18 protein-coding genes are annotated in these 26,218 nt (G+C 53.4%); 4 read left to right on the forward strand and 14 right to left on the reverse strand.

All coding sequences use genetic code 11. The annotated features are described in order from the left end of the window. Positions 1–109: 109 nt before the first annotated feature. On the forward strand, positions 110–3,208 hold the full coding sequence (locus BLO43_RS05575) for an efflux RND transporter permease subunit (RefSeq protein ID WP_090906211.1): 3,099 nt from the start codon (positions 110–112) through the stop codon (positions 3,206–3,208). Positions 3,209–3,245: 37 nt separating this feature from the next. Here the strand turns inward: BLO43_RS05575 and BLO43_RS05580 are convergent, their stop codons facing one another. From BLO43_RS05580 to BLO43_RS05590, 3 genes are all read right to left on the reverse strand, one after another. Beyond that, the gene (locus BLO43_RS05580; protein WP_090906212.1) at positions 3,246–4,496 is read right to left on the reverse strand and encodes an amidohydrolase family protein; all 1,251 of its coding nucleotides are present in this window, start codon (positions 4,494–4,496) and stop codon (positions 3,246–3,248) included. Between the two features lie 62 nt (positions 4,497–4,558). Then, the gene (locus tag BLO43_RS05585) at positions 4,559–5,704 is read right to left on the reverse strand and encodes a glucuronyl hydrolase (protein WP_175443872.1); all 1,146 of its coding nucleotides are present in this window, start codon (positions 5,702–5,704) and stop codon (positions 4,559–4,561) included. A 13-nt stretch (positions 5,705–5,717) separates the two neighbouring features. Then, positions 5,718–7,160: an alginate export family protein gene (locus tag BLO43_RS05590; RefSeq protein ID WP_254773350.1), complete on the reverse strand. Its 1,443-nt coding sequence runs from the start codon at positions 7,158–7,160 to the stop codon at positions 5,718–5,720. A gap of 156 nt (positions 7,161–7,316) precedes the next feature. Between BLO43_RS05590 and BLO43_RS05595 the strand changes: the two genes are divergently transcribed. Next, on the forward strand, positions 7,317–8,135 hold the full coding sequence (locus tag BLO43_RS05595) for an alpha/beta fold hydrolase (RefSeq protein ID WP_254773351.1): 819 nt from the start codon (positions 7,317–7,319) through the stop codon (positions 8,133–8,135). Here the strand turns inward: BLO43_RS05595 and BLO43_RS05600 are convergent. The 8 genes from BLO43_RS05600 to BLO43_RS05635 form a co-directional block, all read right to left on the reverse strand. Continuing rightward, a complete protein-coding gene (locus BLO43_RS05600) occupies positions 8,085–9,326 on the reverse strand; it encodes an MFS transporter (protein ID WP_254773352.1) in 1,242 nt (413 codons plus the stop codon). The genes BLO43_RS05595 and BLO43_RS05600 overlap by 51 nt on opposite strands. A 129-nt stretch (positions 9,327–9,455) precedes the next feature. After that, the gene (locus tag BLO43_RS05605) at positions 9,456–10,670 is read right to left on the reverse strand and encodes an acyl-CoA dehydrogenase family protein (protein WP_254773353.1); all 1,215 of its coding nucleotides are present in this window, start codon (positions 10,668–10,670) and stop codon (positions 9,456–9,458) included. Then, positions 10,658–12,322, reverse strand: a complete 1,665-nt coding sequence (locus tag BLO43_RS05610; protein ID WP_090906214.1) for a class I adenylate-forming enzyme family protein — start codon at positions 12,320–12,322, stop codon at positions 10,658–10,660. The genes BLO43_RS05605 and BLO43_RS05610 overlap by 13 nt, the downstream gene beginning before the upstream one ends. Further along, on the reverse strand, positions 12,319–14,202 hold the full coding sequence (locus BLO43_RS05615; protein ID WP_090906321.1) for a CoA transferase: 1,884 nt from the start codon (positions 14,200–14,202) through the stop codon (positions 12,319–12,321). The genes BLO43_RS05610 and BLO43_RS05615 overlap by 4 nt, the downstream gene beginning before the upstream one ends. Before the next feature lie 39 nt (positions 14,203–14,241). Then, positions 14,242–14,514: a MoaD family protein gene (locus tag BLO43_RS05620; protein ID WP_074631567.1), complete on the reverse strand. Its 273-nt coding sequence runs from the start codon at positions 14,512–14,514 to the stop codon at positions 14,242–14,244. Positions 14,515–14,630: 116 nt separating this feature from the next. Beyond that, positions 14,631–15,074: a M67 family metallopeptidase gene (locus BLO43_RS05625; RefSeq protein ID WP_090906215.1), complete on the reverse strand. Its 444-nt coding sequence runs from the start codon at positions 15,072–15,074 to the stop codon at positions 14,631–14,633. A 192-nt stretch (positions 15,075–15,266) separates the two neighbouring features. Further along, positions 15,267–16,439: a molybdopterin-synthase adenylyltransferase MoeB gene (gene moeB, locus BLO43_RS05630; protein WP_090906216.1), complete on the reverse strand. Its 1,173-nt coding sequence runs from the start codon at positions 16,437–16,439 to the stop codon at positions 15,267–15,269. Positions 16,440–16,540: 101 nt separating this feature from the next. Continuing rightward, the gene (locus tag BLO43_RS05635; protein ID WP_254773354.1) at positions 16,541–18,415 is read right to left on the reverse strand and encodes a TonB-dependent receptor; all 1,875 of its coding nucleotides are present in this window, start codon (positions 18,413–18,415) and stop codon (positions 16,541–16,543) included. 525 nt (positions 18,416–18,940) lie between these two features. Between BLO43_RS05635 and BLO43_RS05640 the strand changes: the two genes are divergently transcribed. After that, the gene (locus BLO43_RS05640) at positions 18,941–21,445 is read left to right on the forward strand and encodes an ABC transporter permease (RefSeq protein ID WP_090906218.1); all 2,505 of its coding nucleotides are present in this window, start codon (positions 18,941–18,943) and stop codon (positions 21,443–21,445) included. Between the two features lie 163 nt (positions 21,446–21,608). After that, a complete protein-coding gene (gene dinB, locus BLO43_RS05645) occupies positions 21,609–22,772 on the forward strand; it encodes a DNA polymerase IV (RefSeq protein ID WP_090906219.1) in 1,164 nt (387 codons plus the stop codon). A 14-nt stretch (positions 22,773–22,786) separates the two neighbouring features. On the opposite strand, the gene BLO43_RS05650 is transcribed toward dinB, so the two are convergent. The 3 genes from BLO43_RS05650 to BLO43_RS05660 form a co-directional block, all read right to left on the reverse strand. Then, positions 22,787–23,080 (reverse strand): hypothetical protein, encoded by a 294-nt coding sequence (locus BLO43_RS05650; protein ID WP_090906220.1) that lies wholly within the window; start codon positions 23,078–23,080, stop codon positions 22,787–22,789. A 235-nt stretch (positions 23,081–23,315) separates the two neighbouring features. Further along, the gene (locus BLO43_RS05655; RefSeq protein ID WP_090906221.1) at positions 23,316–24,968 is read right to left on the reverse strand and encodes an MFS transporter; all 1,653 of its coding nucleotides are present in this window, start codon (positions 24,966–24,968) and stop codon (positions 23,316–23,318) included. A gap of 152 nt (positions 24,969–25,120) precedes the next feature. Continuing rightward, the gene (locus tag BLO43_RS05660) at positions 25,121–26,167 is read right to left on the reverse strand and encodes a phytoene/squalene synthase family protein (RefSeq protein WP_090906222.1); all 1,047 of its coding nucleotides are present in this window, start codon (positions 26,165–26,167) and stop codon (positions 25,121–25,123) included. Positions 26,168–26,218: the final 51 nt, after the last annotated feature.

The raw sequence follows: 26,218 nt of genomic DNA on the forward strand, positions 1-26,218 counted from the left end.
TCCTGCGGAAGGTGCGACTCCGCCCTATGCGGTCGCATTCCGCATCGTTGCGCCTTGCCCCGCACCCCAAAAATCGCACACTTCACCCTGTTCAACCACCGGATTTAGGATGAATCTCTCCGAACTGTGTATTCGCCGTCCGGTAATGACGATACTGCTATCGGCTTCTGCCGTCATTGCCGGGATCATTGCCTACGGCGGCTTACCGATTGCCGCGCTGCCAAGTTACGATTCGCCCACCATCACGGTAAGCGCGGTGCTTCCGGGTGCAAGTCCCGAGACGATGGCCTCATCGGTGGCGACCCAACTCGAGCGGCAATTTTCCACCATCTCCGGCCTCTCGGTCATCAGTTCGACCAGCACGCTGAGCAATACCACGATAACACTGGAGTTCGACCAGGATCGTGATATCGACAGTGCTTCCATTGATGTGCAGGCGGCATTGTTGCGTGCCCAGCGATCGTTGCCAATCGAAATGACCGCGCCTCCATCCTACCGCAAGATCAACCCCGCCGATGCTCCCATTATTCATCTTGCCCTGACGTCGCCCTCGATGTCGCTATCGGATCTGAACAGTTTCGCCGAAGATCTTATCTCGCCAACGCTATCGACAATTACCGGCGTGGCACAGGTACAGATCAATGGCCAGAAGAAATATGCTGTGCGTGTGCGTGTGAACGCGGAAGCGCTTGCGGTTCGTGATTTGACGCTTGACGACGTCGCTGACGCCCTGCGCACCGCAAATGCCAACTCTCCCATTGGCACGCTCGAAGGTCCGCGTCAGAGCCTCACCATCGAAGCCAATCGCCAGCTCAACAATGCCGCCGAATTTGCGAAACTGATAATCGCCACCTCCCCCAGCGGCAATCCAGTACGGCTGTCGGAGGTGGCGGAAGTTGAAGACAGCGTGGAATCTGTTAAGACCGCGAGCTGGGTCAACGGCGAACGAGCCATCACGCTGTCGGTGCAGCGCCAGCCAGGCGCAAATACCGTTGCCACGGTTGATGCCATCAAGGCGGTCATTCCGGAACTGGTCGCGCAGATGCCGTCCTCGGTTCAGCTCACACTGACCAGCGACCGTTCGGTTTCGATCCGTGAATCCATCCACGATGTGCAGGTCACGCTGGGGATAACCATTATCCTCGTCTTGCTGGTGATTTTCCTGTTCCTGCGCAAGGCCTCCGCCACGCTGATTCCGGCGCTGTCATTGCCGATTTCGCTATTGGGAACGGTGGCGCTGATGCGCGTTTTTGATTACAGCCTGGACAACATTTCATTGCTCGCCATCACGCTCGCGGTCGGGTTGGTAGTGGATGATGCCATCGTGATGCTGGAGAATATCGTACGCCACATCGAGAAGGGCATGTCGCCTCTGCAGGCCGCCTTGCAGGGATCCAGGGAAGTAAGTTTTACCATTATCTCGATTTCCCTCTCCCTGGTTGCCGTTTTCATTCCGATTTTTTTCATGCCCGGTGTGATCGGGCTGCTTTTTCATGAGTTTGCCGCCGTCGTGGGGATCGCCGTCCTGATGTCCGCTGTCGTATCGCTCACGCTGGTTCCGGTAATGACCAGCCGCTATATTACCGGGCATGAAAGCGAAGGACGCAGCCTGAGATGGACCGAATGGTTCGAGCGCGGGTTTATTAAACTACTGGGCGTCTATGAACGCATGCTTGATTTGGCGCTCCATCATCACCGGGTGGTGTTGGGTATTGCCGTCGGCACCTTCGTTGCGACGGGCCTGTTGTTCATGGTGCTGCCCAAAGGTTTTTTCCCTACCGAGGATATCGGTCAGGCCCTGATCACAGTGGAGGCTGTGGAGGATATTTCGTTTCCCGCCATGTCTGAGCTATTGCAGCGTACCGGCGACGTCATTCGTGCCAATCCCGCGGTAGATACATTAATTGTCAACGCTACCGATAGCAATAGCGGCCGGCTATTCATGACCCTCAAGCCGCGTGGAGAGCGAGCGTCCCTTGATAAAATCATTGAGAACCTGCGTCGGGACGTGAGTACCATTCCTGGCGTGAATGTCTTCATAAACCCCATTCAGAATCTCAGGCTTGGCGGCCGCACCAGCAAGAGCCGCTATCAATATGTCATGCGTAGCGTACGTGCCGGCGAGTTGCGTACTGCGGCGGATAGCCTCATGTCACGTATGCGTGAAGATGCCATCTTTCGGGATGTTACCAGCGACTCTCAACTAAAAGGGCTGCAAGCAGTACTCGATATCGATCGCGATAAAGTCAACCTGTTAGGTGTGCAAATGGCCGATATTCGTTCCGCACTTTATAGCGCCTTCGGCGAGCGCCAGGTTTCCACGATCTTTACCTCAACCGACAAATATCAGGTTATCTTGCAGGTCACCGCCGAAGATCGTGCTGACGAAAGTGCTTTCAACAAAATCTATTTACGCGCCAAAAATGGTGTGCTGGTTCCGTTATCGAGTGTTGCATCGGTCAAACGCGAGGTAGGACCGGTCGCGATCAATCATGCGGGGCAACTGGAGGCCTTGACCATCTCCTTCAACCTTGCTCCCGGCGCGGCGCTGGGGGATGCCTCGGCCCGTATCGACCAGTTCAAGCGCGAACTGAATATGCCGGTGAGTGTTCTGACCAACTATGCGGGCGATGCCGCGGCGTTCCAGTCTTCACAAGCGAGCCAGGTGGTATTGATTGTTGCTGCATTGCTGGTAATCTACGTGCTGCTTGGCGTGCTGTATGAGAGCTACATCCATCCTCTCACGATTCTTTCCGGGCTGCCTTCCGCGGCGGTGGGTGCGTTGGCGACGCTGTGGTTATTCAATATGGAGCTATCCATCATCGCCATGATCGGTATCCTGATGCTGATCGGTATTGTCAAGAAGAATGCCATCATGATGATCGATTTCGCGCTCGACGCGCAGCGCAATGCCGGCATGCCGCAGCGCGAAGCGATCCGGACAGCCTGTCTGCTGCGTTTCCGCCCCATCATGATGACCACCCTGGCGGCGCTGATGGGGGCGCTTCCGATCGCGCTTGGACTGGGTGCAGGTGCCGAGTTGCGCCAACCGCTGGGTCTCGCCGTGGTCGGGGGGCTATTGTTCTCACAGATCATTACGCTTTTCATTACACCGGTGATCTATCTTTATCTGGATCGCTTTTCCGGCAAGGGGCCGCTCAAATTCGAGACGGATCGGGAATCCTGGCCGCGGCAAGAATTGCCATAAGATGACTTGTATGCCAATGGCGAACCAACAATTAATCTTAAAAATTATTTATTACGATTTTACCCCCCGAGATAACAAGATCGGGGTATTCCAGAATTTTCAGATTATGAGCGGGGTCGCCTCTCACCGCAATAATATCGGCAGGTGCGCCAGGCTGTAAGGTACCCAGCAGCGGAAAATTCAGATGCTGTCCCGCTTTCGATGTCGCCGCGCGCAGCACATCGATCAGTCCCATTTTTGCCATTTGCCTCATGTAAATCAACTCCTGCGCATCGATTCCCCTAGGAATGTCCGGATGCGCAATTTCAGCCCCGTATAAAAATTCGCCGCCCAGCGCTGCCCAAATGCCGGCATTGTGGGCAACGCCCGAACATTTGGACAAGGTATCCAGGGTAGTAACTATTTTTACATTCTGCTCTACCGCCTTTTTTAATAACGATTCAGGAATAATGTCACAAGGCACGTGAGCCCATTCGTCGATACCCGCGTTGATGGCAATGCGCGCACCTGTTGCTTCGGCAATATGCGCTGTCACCTTACGATTATTTCTATGTGCTTCATCCACAATCGCTTTTACGACATTTTCCGACAATAGTGGCCATGCTTGCTTCAAAGCGTTATGGGCAGGCTTGGGATGAGCGTGCGCATGTTCTACACTCCGTTGATCATGATGACCATGACCATGGCCGGATGACCAGGGGGCGCCCGCCTCGCCGCCGGGTTCCAGCGCGACCTTGATTACGACCGCACCACCACTTATAAGATTACGGACAGTTTCCCGCGCTTCTTTCTCGGTGGAAACGGCCGTTGCGATGTTTGTTTTTCCCAGCATCGGAATGGGATAACCATTCGGTGCGGTAATAATCGGTCCAGAGGTGAGTACACGCAAGCTTCCGTCTCCGCCATATGGTTTGTGCACCGGTCCACCCACATCCCGAATCGTCGTAACGCCATGTTTCAGAACGGTATCAGCCGGAACATTCTGGAATGAAAGATGAGCATGTAATTCGATAAAACCGGGTAGTATGGTTGCGTCACCCAGATCAATGATTTTGGCATTACTGGACTTGAATGATTCGCGCGTCCCGATTTGAGCCACTTGCCCGTTTATCACCAACACAGAAGTATCCGTTCTGATGCTGTTGCCGTCGAAAACCCGCGCGGCATGCAGGAGAATAGATCCGTGCCCGGTTTCCTGAGCGATTACCAAGGAGGAAGTAAAAATTGCCGGAATCAAACATAAGCAGGAGGTGAGCCGGTTGATCAATCCGAGAGGTATACAGTTCATTATTTCATATCCTTCATTTATAGATGTTTTGGAATTTAGCAATCATTGCGTAACAGATATTATTAACAATGGCGTGGCTGGATGACATCAACGAGAACGCATAGCGTCGCCATGAGAAAATAACTGCCCCAGGCCGACTCAATCAGTTCGTTCTTTCCCTGACTGGTTTTGTAGCAGCAACCCCAGAATATTCCCGAAGCCACCCGGTCTCCATTTTTCTGATGATGGCTATTTCCGTGAAGCCCGGTAAAGTATTGGCTGCGAATGATCGCAGTAACTTGTTGATGGGCATGAGCACGCCATTGTTCTCCATCAGGCATCAGGTCCGCGAGGGAGAGCATTGCCAGCGACGCGATTACGGAGGACGAGGGGTCGCAAAGTCGTGATGGATGGCTCAGTCGATCCGGCGGCAAGGGCTCCGGACGTGAACGCCTCCAATATTCGCAAGCGGAATGGGTATGGGTCAAGTAAGGTTCCCCCCATTGTGCTGCCGCCCGGCTTAATCCCAACATGGCCCAGGCTTGGCCGCGAGACCACCTGCCGGCGTGATCAGCGGCTCGAAAACTCCCGTGGCTAAAGTAGGCGCCTGGGTGAAATGCGCCGTCATCGTTACGGCATGCAGTCAACAGGGTATCCGCATGACAACGTGAGATTTGATGATAAACGCTATGTTCACTGCGGTTGAGAAGTTGGATCAGGGCGGCAAGAGTGTCTATCGTGATTCGTTGATTCCCTTCCTTTCCGCCACCCATTCCGGTGCCAAGGGGAATACAATTAATTTCCGGGTCATAGGAACCCGCAATTGCGGCAATGGATTCTTTCGTGAGCTCGCGTGCAGCGCTATTACCAAACCAGACATCGCCAAGGGATGCGCCGTGCCAAAAAATCAGGCTGCGGTTAATTGTGTCGACGTTAATTTTCGAGGATAAACGCTGACAGATATCTGAGGCCTTGCGTAGATCCAGTGCTGATCCCGTTATCCGTGATCGCAGCCACCACCATCCGCTCCAGAATCCTCCCACCCAGGAACCTCCCGGCGAGATGACCCATTGATCTGCAGTTCCTGGTGAATAGAGAGGAAAACCATCTGCACAACGGGAATCAATGACCTCCATGCGATGAATCATCAACGCAAGCGCATTCGTCATCTCTTCCTGGCTCAACAGCTGTTCGTCAGTGTTCCAGAACTTCCTTTCCAACAGGTGCATGAGTCATCCTTTTTCAGAAAATAAAGTTGAAATCTACGTAGACCATGTCGGCATCTTTCTTTCCGTTATGAATATTCCGGGTGACGCTGCCGCCGAAGGCGTGCCCATAATAGAATCTCCATGACAGTTCCTTGGTAAGCGTATGCGTGAAACTGATATCCACCAATTGACCCACGTCGCTTTTGCCGCTTGAAGGCTTTCCCGAATAGCCGAATGCTCCCGAGCTCGACGTCGGTCCCAACCCACCGTAGAACAGATCGGCCGAGTTGTTGAGTGACAGATGATGCAAGTCAATGGTTACCCGGGTCTGTGGAGTGGGTGAGACGGTCATCTGGATGAACGCATCTTGCATATTCATCAGGTTGTAGAATGGGAACTTGGCATAGCCGCGCCCATTGGGAAGCACCGAAAAGAAAGTTTTGTGCTTGCCATCGCTTGCATCATCATCGCCCGAGCTTAGAAAATAATGGGCACGCAACCATGGCTTAAAGTCAAGGTTGGTCCATTGGTAACCGGCCTCGGCAGCGATAGCCCAAGCCTGATGGTCCTGGCTGGTCCAATCGCCAAACTGATAAGCTCCCCACAATAAAGCGTCGACACTGCCCGAGTTCAGTTGATGAAAGGTCAACAGGTGAGCGCCTATGGTATGAATATTCAGGTTCTGGCTATCAAGCCTCGGTCGATCAGCAGCGGGGCGGTTGTCCACCACTTGAGTGTTACGCTTGTCATCGTAATTGATATAGAAGAGTCGACCCTCGGTTCCCGGCAGCAGCGTATCCTTCTTGCTGGTGAGCGCCCCATAAAACAGATTGATGTCGCTAATTTCATCTTGCCCCTGGACGGTAAATCCACCCTGGGTTGGGCGCATGCCACTTGCCGTGATATTGAAAGCCGGCCGGTCATAAACAGCGTTAAAGCCATCGAAGCTTCGCCCCACATGGACAATATTCGACGCCACGAGGCGTTGCGCGACACGTGTCCTTTTGAGTCCATCGAACTTGTCATTGCCAGATCTGTATTCCATGCCATCCATAAACTCGAATCGGCCAATCTTCAAGAATGTCCCGGGCAGGCCCAGTGAATTGAACTTGAAATTCAGATAAGCTTGTTTCAGAAAAATATTGCTGGCATTAGTGGACTGATTTGCCAGGAAATAAGCGGCACCCAGCCCTAAAGGGCCACCGGGTGACGCAACCGCATCATTGGGCAACCCATATAAACCAACGTATTGGGCTTGTGCATAGCCATCAACGTATGAAGTCGTGAGCAACGCCCCGAGCCTGGCGCGCAGTGCCCATAAATCATATGAATTGTTATTATTCATTGCTGGGCTGGGCCGAAAATAGTTCCATGTCTCGTAGCTGCCATAAAATTCGCCGGCGATGCGCAGGGAGGGATTGATCTGACCCAGGGATTTGGGTTCTTCAGCACCCAATGCGCTGCTGATTTGTAACATGGACCCCATAACAATCCATGGAATTAACAGTTTTAGCCGCATACTGTGTGGATTGACTTGTTTATTTACAGGCACGGGCTTAAATTCTTCCGCTTGCTCAATTTTGTTTCTCGTTTAAAAAATCCACAGTCAAAAAAATTCACAATCAGAAAAATCATGGAATTGATTTCCAAGGATGGAGTACCCATCGCATGCTGGCATGGCGGCGCAGGGGAGCCCTTGTTACTTGTGCACGGCACCTCTGGCGATCACTTCGCATGGGCACCGGTATTGGCCACACTTGAACGCCACTTCAATGTGTGGACCATCGATCGGCGGGGACGTGGCCACAGCGGCGACGCCAACCGTTATGCACTCGAACGCGAGTGCGAAGATATCGCCGCGGTCATTGATGCCATAGGGGGTACCGTGCATCTCCTCGGACATTCCTTCGGAGGGCTCTGTGCCCTGGAAGCTGCAAACCTGACTTCAAACATCGGCGGACTTGTCCTCTATGAGCCATCCATTTCGCTGGCTGGGAGCGGTTGGTCGGCGGAACTTGACAGATCCATGCAAACGTTGCTGGATGCGGGAAATCGAGAGGGAGCACTGCTGCTCTTTTTTCGAGACATCGTCAAAACACCATCCCATGAGATTGCTGCCATGCAGGCTGGATTGCACTGGCCAGAACGAATCGCCGCAGCTCACACGATTCACCGCGAATTGCAGAGTATTGACCGCTACGTCTTCGAACCTTTCCGGTTTCATGCCCTGCGAATTCCTGTTTTGCTCCTGCTCGGTGGCGAAAGTCCCTCACGTCGCCATCTTATTGCCGAAACGCTTCATCAAGCTCTGGCTTGCAGTGCGATCAAGATCCTCCCGGGACAGCAGCATAGTGCGATGAGAACCGCTCCCGATTTATTCGCTCATGAAGTTGTAAAGTTTTTAAATGTCCGCAGCCTTCGTACGCTGAGCGGCGCAGACCATCATGGTTGATGCCTGTGTCTTGCTCCGGCGCGTGGAGGCCAACGCCAACGACATGATGCAGGCGCATAGAAGCACACCAATCAGCGTACTCCAGCCCAGCAACCCTTCGGAATAGCTGGACAAGGCGCCATACAGCGGCGGGCCCAGCGCGAAGCCGCCGAAGAAGGCAACCGAAACAAAGCCGGATGCGGCAGTCACCGGACCAAAAGCCGGATCTCGTATCAACATGCTCATTGCTATTGCATTGGTGCCTACCGCGGTAAGTCCCATGCCAATCGCGCCGATCCATAGCCGCCAGTGGGTTTCCGGACTCGCTAGCATCGTCACTGCTATCGTGCAAGCTGCAATCGTTATCAGTATGAGCAGAAGCAGCGATTCGTCCTTGAGTTTCGCTCCTATAGGCGTCAACACTATCCTGGAGATGATTCCCATCACGCCAAAAACCGCAATCAAGGTGCCGGCCAGGGATAACGGCATGCCTTGCCGGATGGCAAAGCTGGGCAGGAATGTGACGAAGGCAGAGAGCGATATCCCGACGCAAAACTGAATGCCCATCAACCGCAGCAGGAGCGAATTTGGCAGCGAGAACATGAAACCCTTAACTGTTCCGCCGCGCTTCCCGGGAGTGAACAAAGGCGTCGAGATTGCGAATAACAGCGCGACCGGAACAATCATGCCCAATGCGGCACGCCAGCCATATTGAAATGCGATACCGGGGAGTACCAGGCCGGCGAAGAGGGCCGCTACCTGAACACCGGATTGCTTGAGCCCCACGACTTTTGCTTTCTTATCAGGCGGAACCTGCTGCGCGATCAGCAAATTTGTGACAGGGTTCGCGAGTGCCTGGGCGATACCGCAGATAGCAGTCGCCGCCACTAATCCATAAAAATCTTTTACTGTTGCCATCAGGGTGAAAGCCAATGCGATGGCAGAGAAAAGCACCATCAACGCATAACGTGAACCCATGCGATCCACGATAGCACCCGCCCAGAGTGATAAGATGGCCGCCAGGCCAAATGAACTCATTACCAGGTAACCCAGTAGTGCGGGTTCAAAGCGTAAGTCGCGGCCAAGGAGCGGCCCAAGGGTGCTGATGGCATATAAGATCAGCATAGGCAAGGCCATGGCAAATACCAGGACAATCCGGAACCCGATGTCTACAATCACTGTGTGCCGGGTGGTAACGGTCATTATCGGCATTGTCCGTACCCTCCGCCGATGAGCAGGTACTGGCGCCGGTACCATGATGCAAGCGAGTAAAAGCACACCGCCAGTACACTGTATCCAGGCAAGTCACGGGAAATATTCGGAAAGCTCGCAAGAATTGAATCAGTCAAAGTAATAGACGTCCTCTTCTTTATAGAAATTGATGAGCCGGCGGCCCACCGAACTGATAAGCGACTCATCCGAACCGTCAAGGATGCGCGACGTGCGCGCTATTCTGTAGATACCGGAAAGCGGAGTAAGATCGCTGATGCCTTCGGCGCCATATAGTTGTATCGCGGAGTCCGAGGCGATGCATAAAGCTTGTGATGCAGCTATTTTTGCGATATTGATCTCGATATCATTTGAACGCCGGGCATCGACACCCCTTGCGGCTACCCGGATGAGTGCACGCGCACTTGCAATAGCCTGGTACGCCTTGGCAACATGTTGGCGCACCAGCTGCTTCTCTGGCAGCCGGGCGGATCTGCCACGATCAGAATTAATTCGGGCGCCCATTAAATCGAAACATCGTTGCGCCAATCCCACCCAGTTCATTGAGCGAAGCAAGCGGCCCATTCCGAGCCGCCAGCTCATTAAATCAATACCGCTGCCGCGGGTACCCAGCAGATTATGCGAAGGGACCCGCACCTCACTAAAAGAGATCTCGCCCTGACCCAGGGAGCGGTCCATCACGGTAATCTGACGCTCAACCCTGAATCCAGGCGAATCAGCCGGAACGACAATCATGGAAAGGGCCTTGCCGGGTGCTATGTTTTCTTCGGCCGTGCGCGCCAGGACAGTGACAAAAGTCGCCCGGTCCGTATTGCCGACAAACCATTTTCTGCCATTGATAGTCCAGTTGCCATTCGACAGATATGCGGAGGTCGTTATCAGAGCGGGAAACGATCCGCCATGCTCCGGCTCCGTCATGCCGTAGCTTGGAATGGCTTTCCCGGCCACCATGGGTTGCAGGAAATTCTGGCGGATTTCATCGGTACCAAATTTCAGCAGCATATGCGCATCGAGTGCAGAGTGGCTGCCAAGGATGGCCGGGGAGAATTCCGAGTGCCCCTCCTGTTCAGCGACGATCAGATAGTCTTCCAGAGACGCTATTCTTCCACCGTGGGAGAGTGGATAAAACAAACCCCATAGTCCGGCATAGCGGGCTTTCTCGGCCAATTCCGATTGCAGGCGAAATGATGCATTTCCCTCTTGAGCCAACCGCGATTCGTTTGGAATGATCATTTCATCGACAAACTTTCTCACTTCGCTCGCAAGTACTCTGGCTAGTTCCGTGTGTGCCGATTTTTCGTGTATTTCCGGCATCAATGTGCCCATTGAGCAAAGCCGGGTTCAGTCATGCGCTGGACAAATTCGATTTCCGCGGTTAACTGCTTTTTATCGATCTTTCCCGCCGGACTGAGTGGCAGTTGCCGGTAGTAGCGTAAATATTCCGGAAGCTTGTTGGTTTCCAGACCCTGTTCACGCAGGTAGCGGGCGAATTGGGAGAGCGATGGGCGCTCGACCTCGTCGCGTAATACCAGGCAGAGACAAACGCGATGCCCCAGATCCGGATCGGCAACCGGTACACAGGCGGCGCTGACAACGGCTGGATGAGAGACTGCGATATTCTCGATTTGGGCGGGACTGATATTGACCCCGCCACGAATAATGATGTCTTTTTTTCGACCGGACAGCACCAGATATCCGTCATTATCAATAAGACCAAGGTCTCCGGTATAAACCCAGCCTTCCTCATCTCGGTATAGCGCATCCAGGTCTGGAGCATTGACATATTGCATCGGGCTTATCGGGCCTCTGGCGGTAATTTCACCGATGCAACCTTGCGGTACCTCCTGCTTCTGGTCATCGACTATGCGGATGGAGCAGACGTCCGGATTAGGCCGGCCCGCTTTACGAAAAACAGTCTCCAAATCATCATCAAGGGTAGTGTGGCAGTTAACACCGTCCGCCGATCCGTATAAGCTGATAAACCCGCATCTGAATGCATCGGTACATCGGCGGATTGAGGCTTCATCGATTTTCGCTCCGCCACTGATAATAGCCATCAGACTGGAGGTATCGATTTTAGATAATGCCGGGTCCGCGGCGATGCGTTGAAACATGGTGGGGACGCCAAAGATATAGGTAGGTTTCAGCTCCGCGATGGCCTGAATGGCAGCCGCGACATCGAATTGCGGCAGAACAATAACCGATCCGCCGAGCCAGGACAAAATGCCGAATGTCGCGGTTGAGCCAAATGCCGTGCCAAGCGGCATTAAATAAAGTCCCCTGAAAGTACCTCCGTCAGGATGTATTCGTTGCAGAAAGCGTCCCCGTCCACCAGCCAGCGCATTATGCGAATAGGCAACCCATTTCGGCTCGGATTCGGTTCCGGACGAGATCAGGAGGCGAACGGGTGATTCGGGAGAGACTTCCGGTAATTGACTTAATTCAACTGGCTCGGCTTGAAACAGGTCATCCATTGTGTGCCAGCCTTTTCGGCTTCTTCCATCAACAACGAGAATACGGAGTGACAGCACAGTCGGCCGTATTGTTTCAATCATCTTACATAGATCGGTTCCGGCGTATTCCTGCTCGACAACAATTAAACGCGCGTCACACCGTCTCAGCAAGGACTGGATATCAAGACGGCCGCGCCCTGGGGGAAAAGGCGCCACAATCGCGCCCAATGCGGCCGCCGCGAGATCGATTACGCAGCTACGCCAACTGTTAGGGAGCTGGTATGCCACAACGTCTCCGGAAACAATTCCCAGCGCTTTGAGGCTACTGGCCAGGCGATGAATCTTGTCCAATAGTTCTATGTAAGTGATGGTTTGATCAAGGGACATGACTGCCGGACTGTCAGGGTGCTGCCGCACATGCTCGCAAAACAATTCATATACGGATTTATCAGGATAAATTCCATTTTTGGCCCACTGCTTGCGAATTTCAGCGGGAACCATATCTATGACGCCGGAATGATTCATTTGAAACTCCAGGGAGAATTAACTCTTGTATAAGAGCCAGGACTTAAGCCTGGTTGCAGATGCGCTGTGGTCTGCAAGTCAGCGAGATCTTCAATAACAACGGCTGAAGGTACGCGTGCCTGTTCAAAGATATCAGCCCACTCATACGCCGTTCTTGATAGGAACAGGTCACTCAGGTATTGCTCAAGGTCATCTTCGACATCGATGGCGACTTCCAGCACTTCGGCTAATCGCACCAGTGCCCCCAGGTCACAGCACTCGATCGCAATTTTCCCCTGCTTGGTGTCATAGACATTGTCGATAATGCTTTTGGGGATGGCACCGGTGCCCGGCAAACTGTATAAGTTCTGAAAATCATCCACACACAAAAGTGTTGACGCGCTCATCAGCGATGAGGTGACTTTCCCGCCTGCATTATTCATACATCGATTGAGCAGTGCGATAGTGATTCCCTGTGCCGCGACAACGCCTCCTAGTACATCAAGTACCGTAAATAACGATCCGCCAAGCGTGCCGGAAGCCTCAGCGACTCTTTTGGCGATGCCGGAGTAGGCTTGAGCCATAAAGTCCGTGCCGGGCATTGGGCTTGAAGGGGAATGTGCGGCGCTGTCTGTCGCCCAACCGGCGGCATAGGCATAAATCAGGGAAGGATTGATTGTAGCCAAATCATCATGGTCGAGATTTAACAGCACCGCTTTACCGGGTGCCCAGTTATGCAGGAATACATCGGCATGGCGCGCCAACTCCTTGATTTCCGCTTGCCCGGCTGGAGATTTGATGTCCACTTCCCGAATGGTTTTAAGGCGATTGAGCGCATCGAATCGTGCAGAGCAGCCTTTGGCCATCGGTGGCATACCTCGCAGAGGGTCACCACCCGGTGGTTCTATCCTGATAACCGTCGCACCCAGAAGTGCGAGCAGGTGTCCCGCAAGGGGGCCTTGAATCCGCCGGCAGGATTCGATGATGGTAAGTCCACTCAACGGTAAGTCATTGGTGACACGACTTGACGCCCTGCCGTTGAGGTTTGTCTCGAAAACGAATTCCCACGGACCCTGAAGCCATACGTATTTACTGTCATTGTCTTTGGCCCTATCGTCGATCGAGCGCACCGGACAAATAGCCATGCCAGTGCGGATACATATTTGTGCAATATGGGAGTAAGAAAATTTCGATATTGCGCTAACCAATTCCTCAGGCAGAGGAGATACAGCTTTGGCATATCTCAGCAAAAAGGCCATCCATCCCTTGCCGGCCACTGTTGAACTCACACCGATCTCGGTCCAGAATTTTTGCCATGGTCCGACGTCAAGTGTTTCGAGTTCAAAGATGACACCATCCAAGGAAACAAAAGGAAGGCAGGCAGGATGTGAAATCTGGTCCGGCAATAGCGTTTCGGGAGATTCTGAAGCGGTGGCCCCCGCTATATACTGCCCCACGCTCAACAGGGCTGCGGATGCCATCGAAACACTGCTATTGGACACCGAAAGGCCTCGTAGCTGACCTATCGAGGCAGCCACTCCTCCCTGGAGTGCCAATACGGCAGTCAGGGTTGAAATATAATTCAACCCCAGGGGCCGAGACTTGCCGCTGGCTCGCCCATGCACCGACATAAGCCCGCAAGCCGCCTGCATGATATTTTCAGTCACAGAAGCTTGCCTGGAGGTGTCATCCCATCTCGTCACGCCGCATATGACAGGCGTGGTATGAGGAGTCTTGAATTCAAACGAGAGTACGGCATTGTCCACCGAATTCTCGTTTGGAGCGATTTCCATGCCCAGTGCGGTAGACTGGTAAATCAGCGAAGATGCGATGGCGGTAAAATCAGGCGCCGGGTTTTTTAATGCGCCCGCTATCACACAACCCGTTAATGTTCGATTCATGCTCATATTTCTTATATATGAAAAAGGGTTGGATTCCGTTTATCCTCCGGCGACGGCAGGCAGAATGGTTAACGAATCGCCATCTCGCAGGCTTGTAGAAAGACCGTTACCGAAACGAATGTCATCATCATTCACGTATATATTGATAAAGCGGTGCGCTTTTCCTTCGGTGATCAGTTTTTCCTTGACGCCCGGATACTGCTGTTCCATCTGTTCGATGACTTCAAGAACATTGAAACCGGAAATTTCGATACGCTTGTGATTGTTGGTGAGCGGTCTGAGTATGGTTGGGATATTCACGGTGATTGGCATATTTATTCCTTTGGAAATTCATTCTTGAGAGAAACCCGAAATCGTGGATAAGATAGTAAGGCTGATAAAGATTTGACTTTGGTTAACGTCAAAGCTCGCTATGGAATCCGGGTTTCTTAAGCCACCATTGCCAATTCCCATTCTGTTTTGTATGACTCCAGTATTCTCACCCGCTCTTCGGTAACCATCCCGTCCGCGATGCGGAAACTGCGAATCTCTTCTCCATGCCTGGCGTCTGTTGGAATAATGACGTAATGGGAGCGGGGCTCGGTCGCATGCTTGACGTCGGTACGGCTCGGATAGGCTTGCGTACCGGTGTGCGAGTGATAGATGACGATCGGCTCTTCACCTCGCGCCTCCATCGTTCTCCAGACCTGCAGCTGCTGCTGCGGGTCGAACTCAAAGAAAGTCTCTGAGCGGGCCACATTCCGCATGGGGATCAGACGTAATGGAAGATTGGATCCTTCGAGGCCGGCGATGACGCCACAGGTCTCGATGGGATGATCTTTGCGTGCTTGAGCAATCATTGCCTCAACAAGCTTAGCGTGTATGGTCAGCATATTTTTTCAACTCCTGATATAAGTATGTTGATCGAAACGACAAAGAATCTCTGTCCTGCCAAAAAAAGCAATTTTTCAAAATCTGGTGAATGATGGGTAACCGGTCAACGCGCCGGGTAGAGCAGGTCCGCGGTGGCAGAGTAAACGGTTACGATGAAAAAATAGAAACGGTGATTTGCTTACACGTCTCGACTAATAACGAGGTAGAGACCGATCCACATCTCTAATCCACGCTAAAATCCCGCCATCCAGGCTTTTAACGTTTGTAAAGCCTTGCTTGCGCATCTCAAAGAGAACATCCTTGGAACGAATGCCCATCTTGCAATGAAGTACAATGAAATCCTCTTTATTGAATTGGGATAAGACATCCTCGGACATTATTTTGTTTTTGGGGATATGATTGGCGCCTTTGATATGAACAATGTTCCATTCTTCGATTCCGCGCACATCGATCAACTGCAAGTCTGTGCCGCTTTCCCGCATTTTTTTTAGCTCCAATGCGCTGATTACCGGAACATCCGTTTTACTATCAGTTACCGCCCGCTTTTGTCCGCAAAATTCCTGATAATCGATCAATCCGGTTATGGGAGTTCTTACGGGCGCCCGCCGTATCGGAATAAATCGATAGGTCATATCCAGCGCATCATAGACAGCAAGCCGGCCAAGCAGGGTATCACCCAGCCCGGTAATTAACTTAATAGCCTCTGTTGCCATGATTGCTCCGATCGAAGCACAGAGGATGCCTAATACTCCGCCCTCCGCGCATGAGGGCGCCATTTCGGATGGCGGCGGTTCGGGGTACAGATCACGATAGTTCAGACCACCTCCACCCGGCGCATTTTCCCAAAAGACGGAAGCCTGCCCTTCGAATCGGAAGATGGATCCCCAGACATAGGGCTTTTCCGCAAGCACACAGGCATCATTGACAAGATAGCGCGTGGAGAAATTATCCGTTCCGTCCACAATCAGGTCATAACCCGAGATTATTTCTACGGCATTGGTTGCTTCGAGGCGTTCGTTATGAAGCTGGACGTGAACATAGGGATTTAACTCGTTGACCGAGTCTTTCGCGCTCCTGGATTTGAATCTGCCAATATCCGATTGTCCGTGAATGATCTGTCTTTGCAGATTGGATTCATCGACAATATCGAAGTCAATGATTCCCAAAGTCCCCACTCCGGCTGCCGCGAGATACAGGAGCACCGGGGACCCCAGACCCCCGGCGCCTATCACCAGGACTCTGCTGTTCTTGAAACGTTGTTGTCCTTCCAGACCAACGTCGGGAATCAACAGATGACGGCTGTACCGAGAAATTTCATCGTTGGTCAAGTCTTCAGAAGGGTGTACTAGTGGTAGCAACTGCATCAAAAACCTCCATGTTTAAAACATAAAACTCGTCATCAATACTCACCGGTCTCAACAGAGATCCATTACCCACGCCTTGCTTTATAACCGTGCCTTCGTATTCAGAAGCTCGCGGATAAGCCGATTTGACCCCAGCGTCCCGGCATGGGATACCCTGGGCGATAGGCATAGTTGGCATCCAAAAGATTTTCCATGGCCACGAAAATTTCACCTCTTTTACCCAGCATCGGCACCCGGTGAGATACACGCGCATTCATGATTACAAATGAATCGACTTCCTCGGTGTTGATGGCTCCCGCCGTGCGCGGGCGGCTCAGCGCCAAAATACTGGACTGATACTGAGTATCGACTGTCAGGCGGATGGGCCCCATCTGCCCGTTTATACCCGCTGTGACCGCCCGCTTGGGTGTATAGGGCAAATTGTCGATGCTGGGGTCGAGCAGGGTCAGGCCGCCAAATATGGTCCAATTCGGCGTGATATTTTGTCTGATTGCAATTTCGGCGCCGCGCATTACATAGGTACCGAGATTCAAAAACTGGGGAGGGGGCGGAACATTGGGTGGGAAGCCAAAGATATAGCGATTTTTCACCTGATCGATAAACAGGCTGATGTCGATCTGCGTTGATTCCATGGGAGTCAACTTCACGCCGACCTCGGCGTGATTGAGCTCTTCCGCGGAGAGTTGCTTCCAACTTTGTCCCAGCGGAGGAATCAGGGAGGAGAGAATCGGCGCATCCAAACCCGGATAATTGATACCGCGCGACACATTACCAAATACCGTAATCCTCTCGGATATCAGAGACAGGCCGGCGTGTGGCGAGGTTCTGGTTCGAAATTCGCTATGGTCATAAACGCGCATGCCGATTGCCGGCACGAGTGACCAGCCTTTGCCTAGATCGATCGTTTGGCTCAGTGCAATGTAGGGCGAAGTAACGCGAAAAGTCGGCGAATTAAAGCTGCCCTGCGGTGCTGGCGCCACGCGATTGAATCGCGAATCACCCGAGACCCAGTCGCTATCCAGTCCGGCAATAATAGCCCCACCTTTCCATAAGGAGAACTCTTCTTTCCAGCGAACGCCAGTCATCTGGAAATTATTGAACTGATTCCCTTCCAGTCCGGGTTGGTGCAACCAGTTGCCTTCTCCTCTGTTGTGGTAAACACGAAGGTCGCCACGCCAGTTGCCATGACGATGCGATGCAAAAACAGAGACCATTCCTGCCTGGGTATTGTATTGTGGCGCCACAGCAGGTACTGGGAGACGATTGTCACCCGGATCGCGTGCCTGGTTGTTGACATAAAGAAAGCTCGTGCCAATCGACCAATTGGCATTCAGCCGCAAACCAATGCGTCCCATTACATTATTCAATTCGCCGCTTGCATTGGGCCGGTGACCATTCGACTGGGCATGACCCTGTGCCAGCATGAAATCCACGTTACCCCGGCGGCCGACCAGATCCACCTGCTCGATGAAGGTGCTAAAGTAGCCCCCGGATATTCTTCCGTTGGCCTGAATACCATCCTCGATTGCGCGTTTGGTTTCCAGGTTGATCGAGGCAAAGTTGTTACCGTTGATTTGCGGCTGCGGACTTTTGTAGACAGTGATGGACTGCATGCCATTGACCGGTAACAGGTCGAGCAATGGATGATTCCATACTCCCATGTAAAACGGGATGCCATCAATGTAAGTCTTGATTTCACTGCCTGGACGGCTTACGCCCATTCCGCGAATATAGACGGCGCCGCCCTGATCGCCGCCAAAACCGCCCACCGGGTTATAGCGTGATATTTGCACCCCGGGGGTGCGGCGCAGTGCCGTGGCCAGATCGAATGCATTCTGGTCGCGTAACTGGCTTTCGCTGACCACTGCAGATGTGCTCGAAAACGGGTCGATGCGAACTCGATCAATAATCGGATTAGCCGTCACGACAACCGGAGATAGTGTAGTGCCCGGAACTGGAGTTGTACTCTGTGCCATTGAAAATCCTGAGAAGATCATTATTACGACGGTGGATATTACGGTGACTGCGGTTTTTTTTCTTTTCATTTTCCTTATTTTCATTTGAGTGGCCGGTGTCAGTGAAGACAAAGCCAGATCGTGCCAGTGGCATATTATTTTCTCTAATCTTATGACGAAAGCTTGTGAGCTTATTGCAAGCGCTCGTATGACTGCTGGCGGAAAATATAATGGAAATCGATAAAATTAGGAATGTGGCATATTGTCACACGCGGCAAGTTGTCGCATGTGTCATATTGCCGCACCTATTTAATGATAGTAGCCACGCTGATTTAAGTTTGATACTCCCCGTAAAAATTCTCCGCGGAGTGTTTTTTTGGCAACTTAGTTGACAACTAAGTCTGAAAAATCGGCAATGAATTCAGAGGTTCGTTAAATAAGGAAAGGTTCAAAGAAATAGTAAAGCGTATATATGATGAATATATAAATGGTGGAATTTTTGAGTAACCCGTATCGGACTGGCATTTGTATCTATAGAATGCCCTTATGAACATCATTAAGCTTTCCTTCCGAATGCTTCGCCGTGACTGGCGCGCAGGCGAATTGCGCGTGCTGGCCTTTGCACTGGTAATCGCCGTGGGTGGTATGACCACGGTGGGATTTTTCGCCGACCGGGTGCAACTGGCGCTTTCCCGCCAAGGCAATCAGCTGCTTGGCGCGGATCTGATAATTTTTGCCGACCATCCCCTGTCCCCGCATTATGCGGATGAAGCGAAACGGCGCGGACTGGCTGTTTCCACCGCGATTAAATTCCCCAGCATGGCCGCGAAGGGGGAGACCAGTCTGCTGACCGAGATCAAGGCGGTTACCGCCGGCTATCCCCTGCGAGGCGAATTGCGCATCAGTGAAGATTTCAGCGATGTGTCATCTCCTCGGCCTACGCATATCGCCAATGCAATTCCCGCACCCGGATCGGCATGGGTAGATGAGAAGCTCATGATTCGTCTTGGGCTCAATCGTGGCGACACGATTGAGCTGGGCGCAGCACACTTAACTGTGACTGCGTTGATAACGCAGGAGCCGGACTATTCGATTGGTTTCATTAATTTGCGGCCGCGTGTATTGATCAACAAGGTTGATCTGCCTGCGACCGGGTTGGTGCAGCAGGGGAGCCGGGTTGGCTATCGTCTTCTGGTTTCGGGAGAAGATGGCGTGGTGGAAAATTTTCGGAGTTGGGCTCAGTCGCATTTGACACTGGGAGAAAGAATCGAAGGCATCCGCGATGCCCGCCCTGAAATCAAGTCGGCGTTGGAGCGGGCGGAGAAATTTCTCAGTTTGGCCGCCCTCGCAAGCGTGGTGCTGGCGGCGGCGGCAGCGTCGCTTGCCGTGCGCCGTTTTACGCAGCGTCATCTCGATGGTTGTGCCGTGATGCGTTGTCTGGGTGCCAGCCAGGCGGCAATGCTACGCCTCTATCTGTGGCATTTCGCCGCACTGGGATTGATCGCCAGCGGGGCCGGCTGTCTACTCGGTTTTTTCGCACAGGAAGCGTTGACTTTTTGGCTCTCGGGGCTGGTGAAGGCGGAATTGCCCTATCCCAGCGTGTGGCCTGGCGTGCACGGATTGCTGACCGGCATGGTGTTATTGCTTGGCTTTGCACTGCCGCCTCTACTCAATTTGCGCAGCGTGTCCGCATTGCGCGTATTGCGCCGGGATATCGGGATGACAAACACTCATAGTCTGACGGGTTACGCATTGGGGCTGATAGCGCTAGCGGCACTATTCATGTGGAAAGCTGGCGACGTGCGTCTGGGTGCTTCCGTCATGGGCGGATTCGCCGCGGCAATAGCGGTTTTCGGTTCCCTGGGATTCTTGCTGGTAAAAGCCTTGGCGCATATGCGGGGTCAAACAGGCGGTGCGCTGCGCTATGGATTGGCAAGTATCCGGCGGCGCGCCACCGCCAGCGTGGTGCAGGCAGTGGCGCTGGGATTGGGATTGATGGCGTTGCTGGCGCTGACACTGATTCGAGATGATTTGCTGCAAAACTGGCGCACCAGCCTGCCCCCGGACGCACCCGATCATTTTCTGGTAAATATCCAGGACGATCAACTGGAGCCGCTGGCCGCATTCTTTGACCAGCATGGTCTCAAGCGGCCGCCGGTTTTTCCCATGGTTCGCGGGCGCCTGACAGCGATCAACGGCAAGACCATAGCGGCCGGGGATTATGCCGACATCCGCGCCAGACGGCTGGTTGAGCGCGAGTTCAATCTTTCGTGGGCAGAGGAAATGCAGAGCGATAACCAGATTATCGAGGGCCAGTGGTGGAAAAAGGGAGATAAGGGAAAGGCGATGATGTCCCTGGAGGAGAGCATCGCAAAAACGGTCGGTGTCGGTCTCGGCGACACATTGACATACGACGTGGCGGGCAGCACGTTTTCCGCCACGATCACCAGCCTGAGAAAGGTGGACTGGGATACGTTTCACGTTAATTTTTTCGTGGTTACACCGCCCGGTGTATTGGAAAAATATCCGGCGACCTACATCACCAGCTTTCATCTGCCGCCGGAGCGTATGGAAGTGACAAACAAGCTGATCAAAGCCTTTCCCAATCTGCTTGTGATCGATGTGGCGACTATTATCAGTCAGGTCCACAAGGTGATTGAACAAGTGACCAAAGCGGTCGAATTTGTTTTCCTGTTCACGCTGCTGGCGGGACTGGCGGTACTGTATGCCGCGATTGCTTCCACCCAGGACGAACGCATTCACGAGGCCGCCATATTTCGTACGTTGGGGGCCAAGCGTAGCCAATTGGCACGCGCCTGGGCCGCCGAATTTGCCATACTCGGCGGGCTGGCCGGACTTTTCGCCGCGGCAGGGGCCAGTGCGCTGGGTTATGTCATCGGTGAATATGCGTTGAATCTGACCTACACTTTCGACCCATCGATATGGCTGACCGGCTTGCTTTCGGGAATGATAGGCGTCACCGTGGCGGGGCTGATGGGGACTCGCTCCGCGCTTTCAACTCCACCACTCATGACACTACGGAAAGTTTGATTAACCTGAATCCGCCCTGTAGCGAACTCTCTACAAAGGTGGAAGTCAAGTAGCATGATCTTTGTGGATCATTGCTAAACTGAAACATAAGCGGTTAATTACCGGATTTGGTTTAAACATCACGGGAATTCATTGCTTACATTTTGAGCCAATGGATGGGTAAATGGTTCGGCGCATAGCTCATCTTGATATGGATGCTTTCTACGCGTCGGTTGAATTGCTGCGCTACCCCGAGTTACGTGGATCCCCTGTCGTGATTGGTGGACAGAGTGATCGGCAACCGGCGCTCCTCAAGAATGGTAACCGGCTTTTCGCACGGCTGCGCGATTACGCCGGACGCGGCGTAGTGACTACAGCCACTTACGAGGCCCGCGTTTTCGGCATCTTCTCCGGCATGGGGCTCATGAAAGCTGCGAAACTGGCACCGGATGCGATCCTGCTGCCCGCAGACTTTCACGCCTATCGCCATTATTCACGGCTTTTTAAATCCGCCGTAGCCGGGATCACTCCCCGGATCGAAGATCATGGCATTGACGAGATCTACATCGATCTGAGCGAGCTGCCAAGCGATACGATGACGCTTGCCCGGCGCATCAAACAGGCGGTATATGAAGCCACTGGACTCTCTTGTTCCATCGGCGTGACGCCCAACAAACTGTTATCGAAAATCGCTTCGGATCTTGAAAAACCGGATGGTCTCACCATTCTGGGCCTGCCGGATATTCCCAGCCGGATCTGGCCCTTACCGGTCAAGAAAATCAATGGTATCGGCCCCAAGGCGACCGCGAAGCTCGCGGCGCTTGGCATCACCACCATTGCCGAGCTGGCGGGAGCAGAGCCCTCATTTCTGCAGATGCACTTCAGCCCTGCCTATGCTCGCTGGCTGCATGACGTTTCTCACGGGATTGATGACCGTCCGGTGATCACGCATGCGGAGCCCAAGTCGATCAGCCGGGAGACCACTTTCGAACGGGACCTCCATGCCCGCCGGGATCGTTCCATTCTCACGGAAATTTTCACGGCGCTATGCACCGGTGTGGCACATGACCTGCAGCGTAAGGGTTACCTCGGCCGTACCATCGGTATCAAGCTGCGGTATGCCGACTTTCGCACCGTAACCCGCGACCTGACGCTATCCCTTCCTACCGCCGATCCCGTTATCATTCGCCGGGCGGCCGAGGAATGCCTGCGGCGCGTGCCGCTGAATCGGAAGTTGCGGTTGTTGGGCGTGCGAGCCAGCGCGCTATCTTCAGGGGGCGCTGCGCAGAGTGCCGGCATATCCCGCCAAAGAGAGCTGCCGCTGACCGCATCCATCGAAAAGCAATAGGAAGCAGCGAGCCCTCAAGGCTTCCGGTCTTTGCGCAGCCAGCGGAAAAAGAATACGTAAATGAAGGCTGGTACGAAAGGAAGAATCCATGGAAACATCTGTGCAAGCCATGCGGCATAGAAGCTGTTCATATAGCGAGCCTTGGCCGAAACGCAGGCCTCTGCGGCGGGCAGGCGGCAGGCAAGCTCGATCTCCAAGGATACCTGGGCATGGGCGCGCCAGAGCCAATATGCCATGGATGCCGCAAAAATGATCAGCAACAGTGTAAACAGCGTTACACCGCCTCTTTGTCGCGAGATTGGTTGCATTTCTTTCCGCTCCCCGGAAGGAGGGCTTGATTTGAAGAACAGGAAATTCAATGGCTTTGTTCGAGCCAAGTGTCGGATGGGCGGGAAATCCGATCGAGCTAATATTTTCTTTCCTGGAAGCTCAATCCCTCACCCTGTCGAATGATGTACTCCGGGTGAAACGTTGTCAAGTGATGGGGAATTCGGAGAGCTGATTCTTGATACCACGTCTGCATTTTTAATCGGGATAACCGATTCAGGCGTTACGAAAGCGTGTGCGTTTGACGAGTAAAATAGCCAGTAGCGGCAGTGCAAAGCCAATGGCGGTTACGGTGATCAGGAGCAGACCCAGTTCACTGTAATCAGCGGGTACCGTGATCTCGGCGGTGACAGGGTCCTTCACCTCGCGGGCGACCACAAAGATTTGATTCATGTACTTGGTTGCAAGCTGCGAAGCGGACAGAGCAAGATTGGTGAATGAGGCCATTACCGCAAAAAAGGTCGCCTTGAGCTTTTCCGGCGCCGAGTTGGCGATCCATGCCAGCATCGGGATCATGGCGATCTGGCCTAGAGGCGACTCCAGCGCGGTATCGATAACGGCGATAAACCGGGCGTCCACGACGCCGCCGGTAAGGGAAGCGGTCCACTCATGCAAGCCGAAATACATGCCGATTACCGGTAATGACAGGAAGGTTCCGGCGATGGTAAGTGCGCCTATGATATAGGCAATCGAGCGCTCAGCCATGAAGCGGCGAAAAATGAACATTCCAGCGAGCGTCAGCGTCGCGCCAATCAGCGACAATGCGGCAAGAAACTGTTGATCGAAACCCAAGTCGTCGATCATCCACCATGTCGAACCAGCGCCCGGCCCCGGCATGGCGCGGAATACAAATATCAAAATCGCGGTACCCACCAGCACGTTGCGTGCCTGGGGTTCGAGTTCTCCGGTTAGCCGCCACATCAGAAATAGCACGATTGCCATGGAAACGCAGAAGACGATTTCTTCCCCGCCGGCAACGCGATTGAGACCAACGCTTAGGGAGACCGCGGTAAAGGCCAGTCCGCCGCCGAGAATCCACCAGTTGACTGGAGGTGGCTCGCTGTCGACACCAAGCAATGCCTCGCATTCTTCGCGGCTATGCCCTAATGCCGCAAACCGCGCCATATCACGCCGCCGTAGCCAGGTAGCGAATAAAACCCCGAAAACCGAAACCAGGGGGATTATCAGGGCGAGCTCATAGACGGACAGATAAGTGGCCGCCTTCTCCGCTTCGGGCAGCTCACCGACACCCTGCAACAGGAAGACATTCATTACCGAAACCAGCACTCCGCCGCTGATAATGGCAACACGTCCCAGGGTTTGCATGGTGACATGCATGGACTTGCGATTATCCAGCGCCAGCGGTTGCCCATATTCGTCCGTACGCGGCACCGCTTCGACTGTCATGGCATCCGCAACCACGTCCTGCAGCACATAGCCGATGGGTGCGAGCAATGCTGCGGTAACGTACCAGGCTTCCACCGTGGCTATGGCGCGCATTGCGTCCGTGTGGCTAAGCAGCCCGATCATGATCAGCAGGCTTACCGTAATGAGGCCTGCACCCAGATATACGAGCAGCCCCTTCCAGCGCCATACCAGGTCGACCAGATGGCCGAGCGGCATTTTCAACGCCCACGGCAGCATCATCCAGAACCCGAGTGCCGCCAGAAACTCGGCGGAAAGACCCAGTCGCTCCTTGACGTAAAATGTGCCCACGATCCCTGTCAGGCCGGAAATGCCGGCGGCGGCATAGACCATGAGCGGCGGCAGATACGACAAACGCATTTCCCGTCCCAATGCGAAAATATTGGCATCGAGCCAGCGGCCCACAGCAGCAATGAATCCAATGGAGGGGGGTGGGGTTGTCATAAGAATATTTTTTTAATGATTGTTACCCGGATGCTGCGTCCTAACGCTGCTTTGCCGGCATTATCTTCGGATTGAGTGCTTTGCCCCGCCTGGGCTCTCGTGAATTCTCCGGAAAAATTACCGGGTTAGGTTGCGCCGACGCGCCCGCGGGTCTACGGCTCAGACAAGATACCTTTGAGACGGTTCCAGTAGGCGGTCGCTACGTATTCATTGGCGCAGGTAAGTATTGTTATTGCCATTACACGATACACAGTGCCGCGGGGCGCCTTCACATTGACGGCGGGGTTGAGTAAATCAGGAGCAACCAAGACGCGTTTCAACGTCTCGCCAGCCAATAAAATTGGCCACATGCAGGCTAATCGCTGGCGAATCTCGGATCGAGGAATAGCCAGGGTGTACCGCCAACCCTCATCCAGATGTGCCATGGCAAGCTGGATGAGCCGATTCAAAACGGGCCTGAATTTCGGCAGATTGTCTTCATCCAGCAAATCAGCAGGCCGCAATCCGGCTTCTTGCAGGAGCGGCTCCGGCACATAGCAGCGGCCATTATGCAGGTCGCGGGCGATGTCCTTTACAATATTGGTAAGTTGCAACCCTTTTCCAAATCTCACACCCATGGTGGACATTTTCGTGACATCCCACCAGGCCATTTCCGGGCTATGCGCACAGACCATCCTGGTCCAGAATTCTCCGACACAACCCGCGACATAGTAAGTGTACTGATCCAGCTCGTCCAGCGTGGATAATGCAGTAAGCTGCCCGGCTGATTCACCGGGAAACCGGGTCAGATCCATTTCCATTCCATTGGGCAGGACCTCCATCAGCCATTGAATGCGCTCCCGATCTCCAGCGGAGTATGTTTCATACAATTTCAAACAGTCCTCCAGCCGCTGGAGAAGGATGCTTTCAGCGGAGTCTTTCTGATGAGGAATAAGTGCGGCTTGAATCTCCCGGATGGCCTTCCAGTCAATCTCATGAGTTTGAAATTGCGCACGAAACTGATTCAGGTATTTCAGGCGTTGCCCACGGTCGATAAGATCCGTATCGGCGATGGTATCGGCCGCGCGTGCAAACAGATACGACAGTCCCATCTGATCGCGCACCCCTGCCGGCAACACGTTAAGCGTGAGGTAAAACGACCGGGAGACCTGCTTGAGAATGTCATGCAGAAGCTCGTGTGTAGCGGGATCGGTGCTCAAAGATAGGAATTCCAAGACGTTCAATCAGGGCCGAACATTACATGGTGCCGA

Origin of the sequence: Nitrosospira sp. Nsp13, from assembly GCF_900101945.1 — a bacterium.
GTDB lineage: Bacteria > Pseudomonadota > Gammaproteobacteria > Burkholderiales > Nitrosomonadaceae > Nitrosospira > Nitrosospira multiformis_D.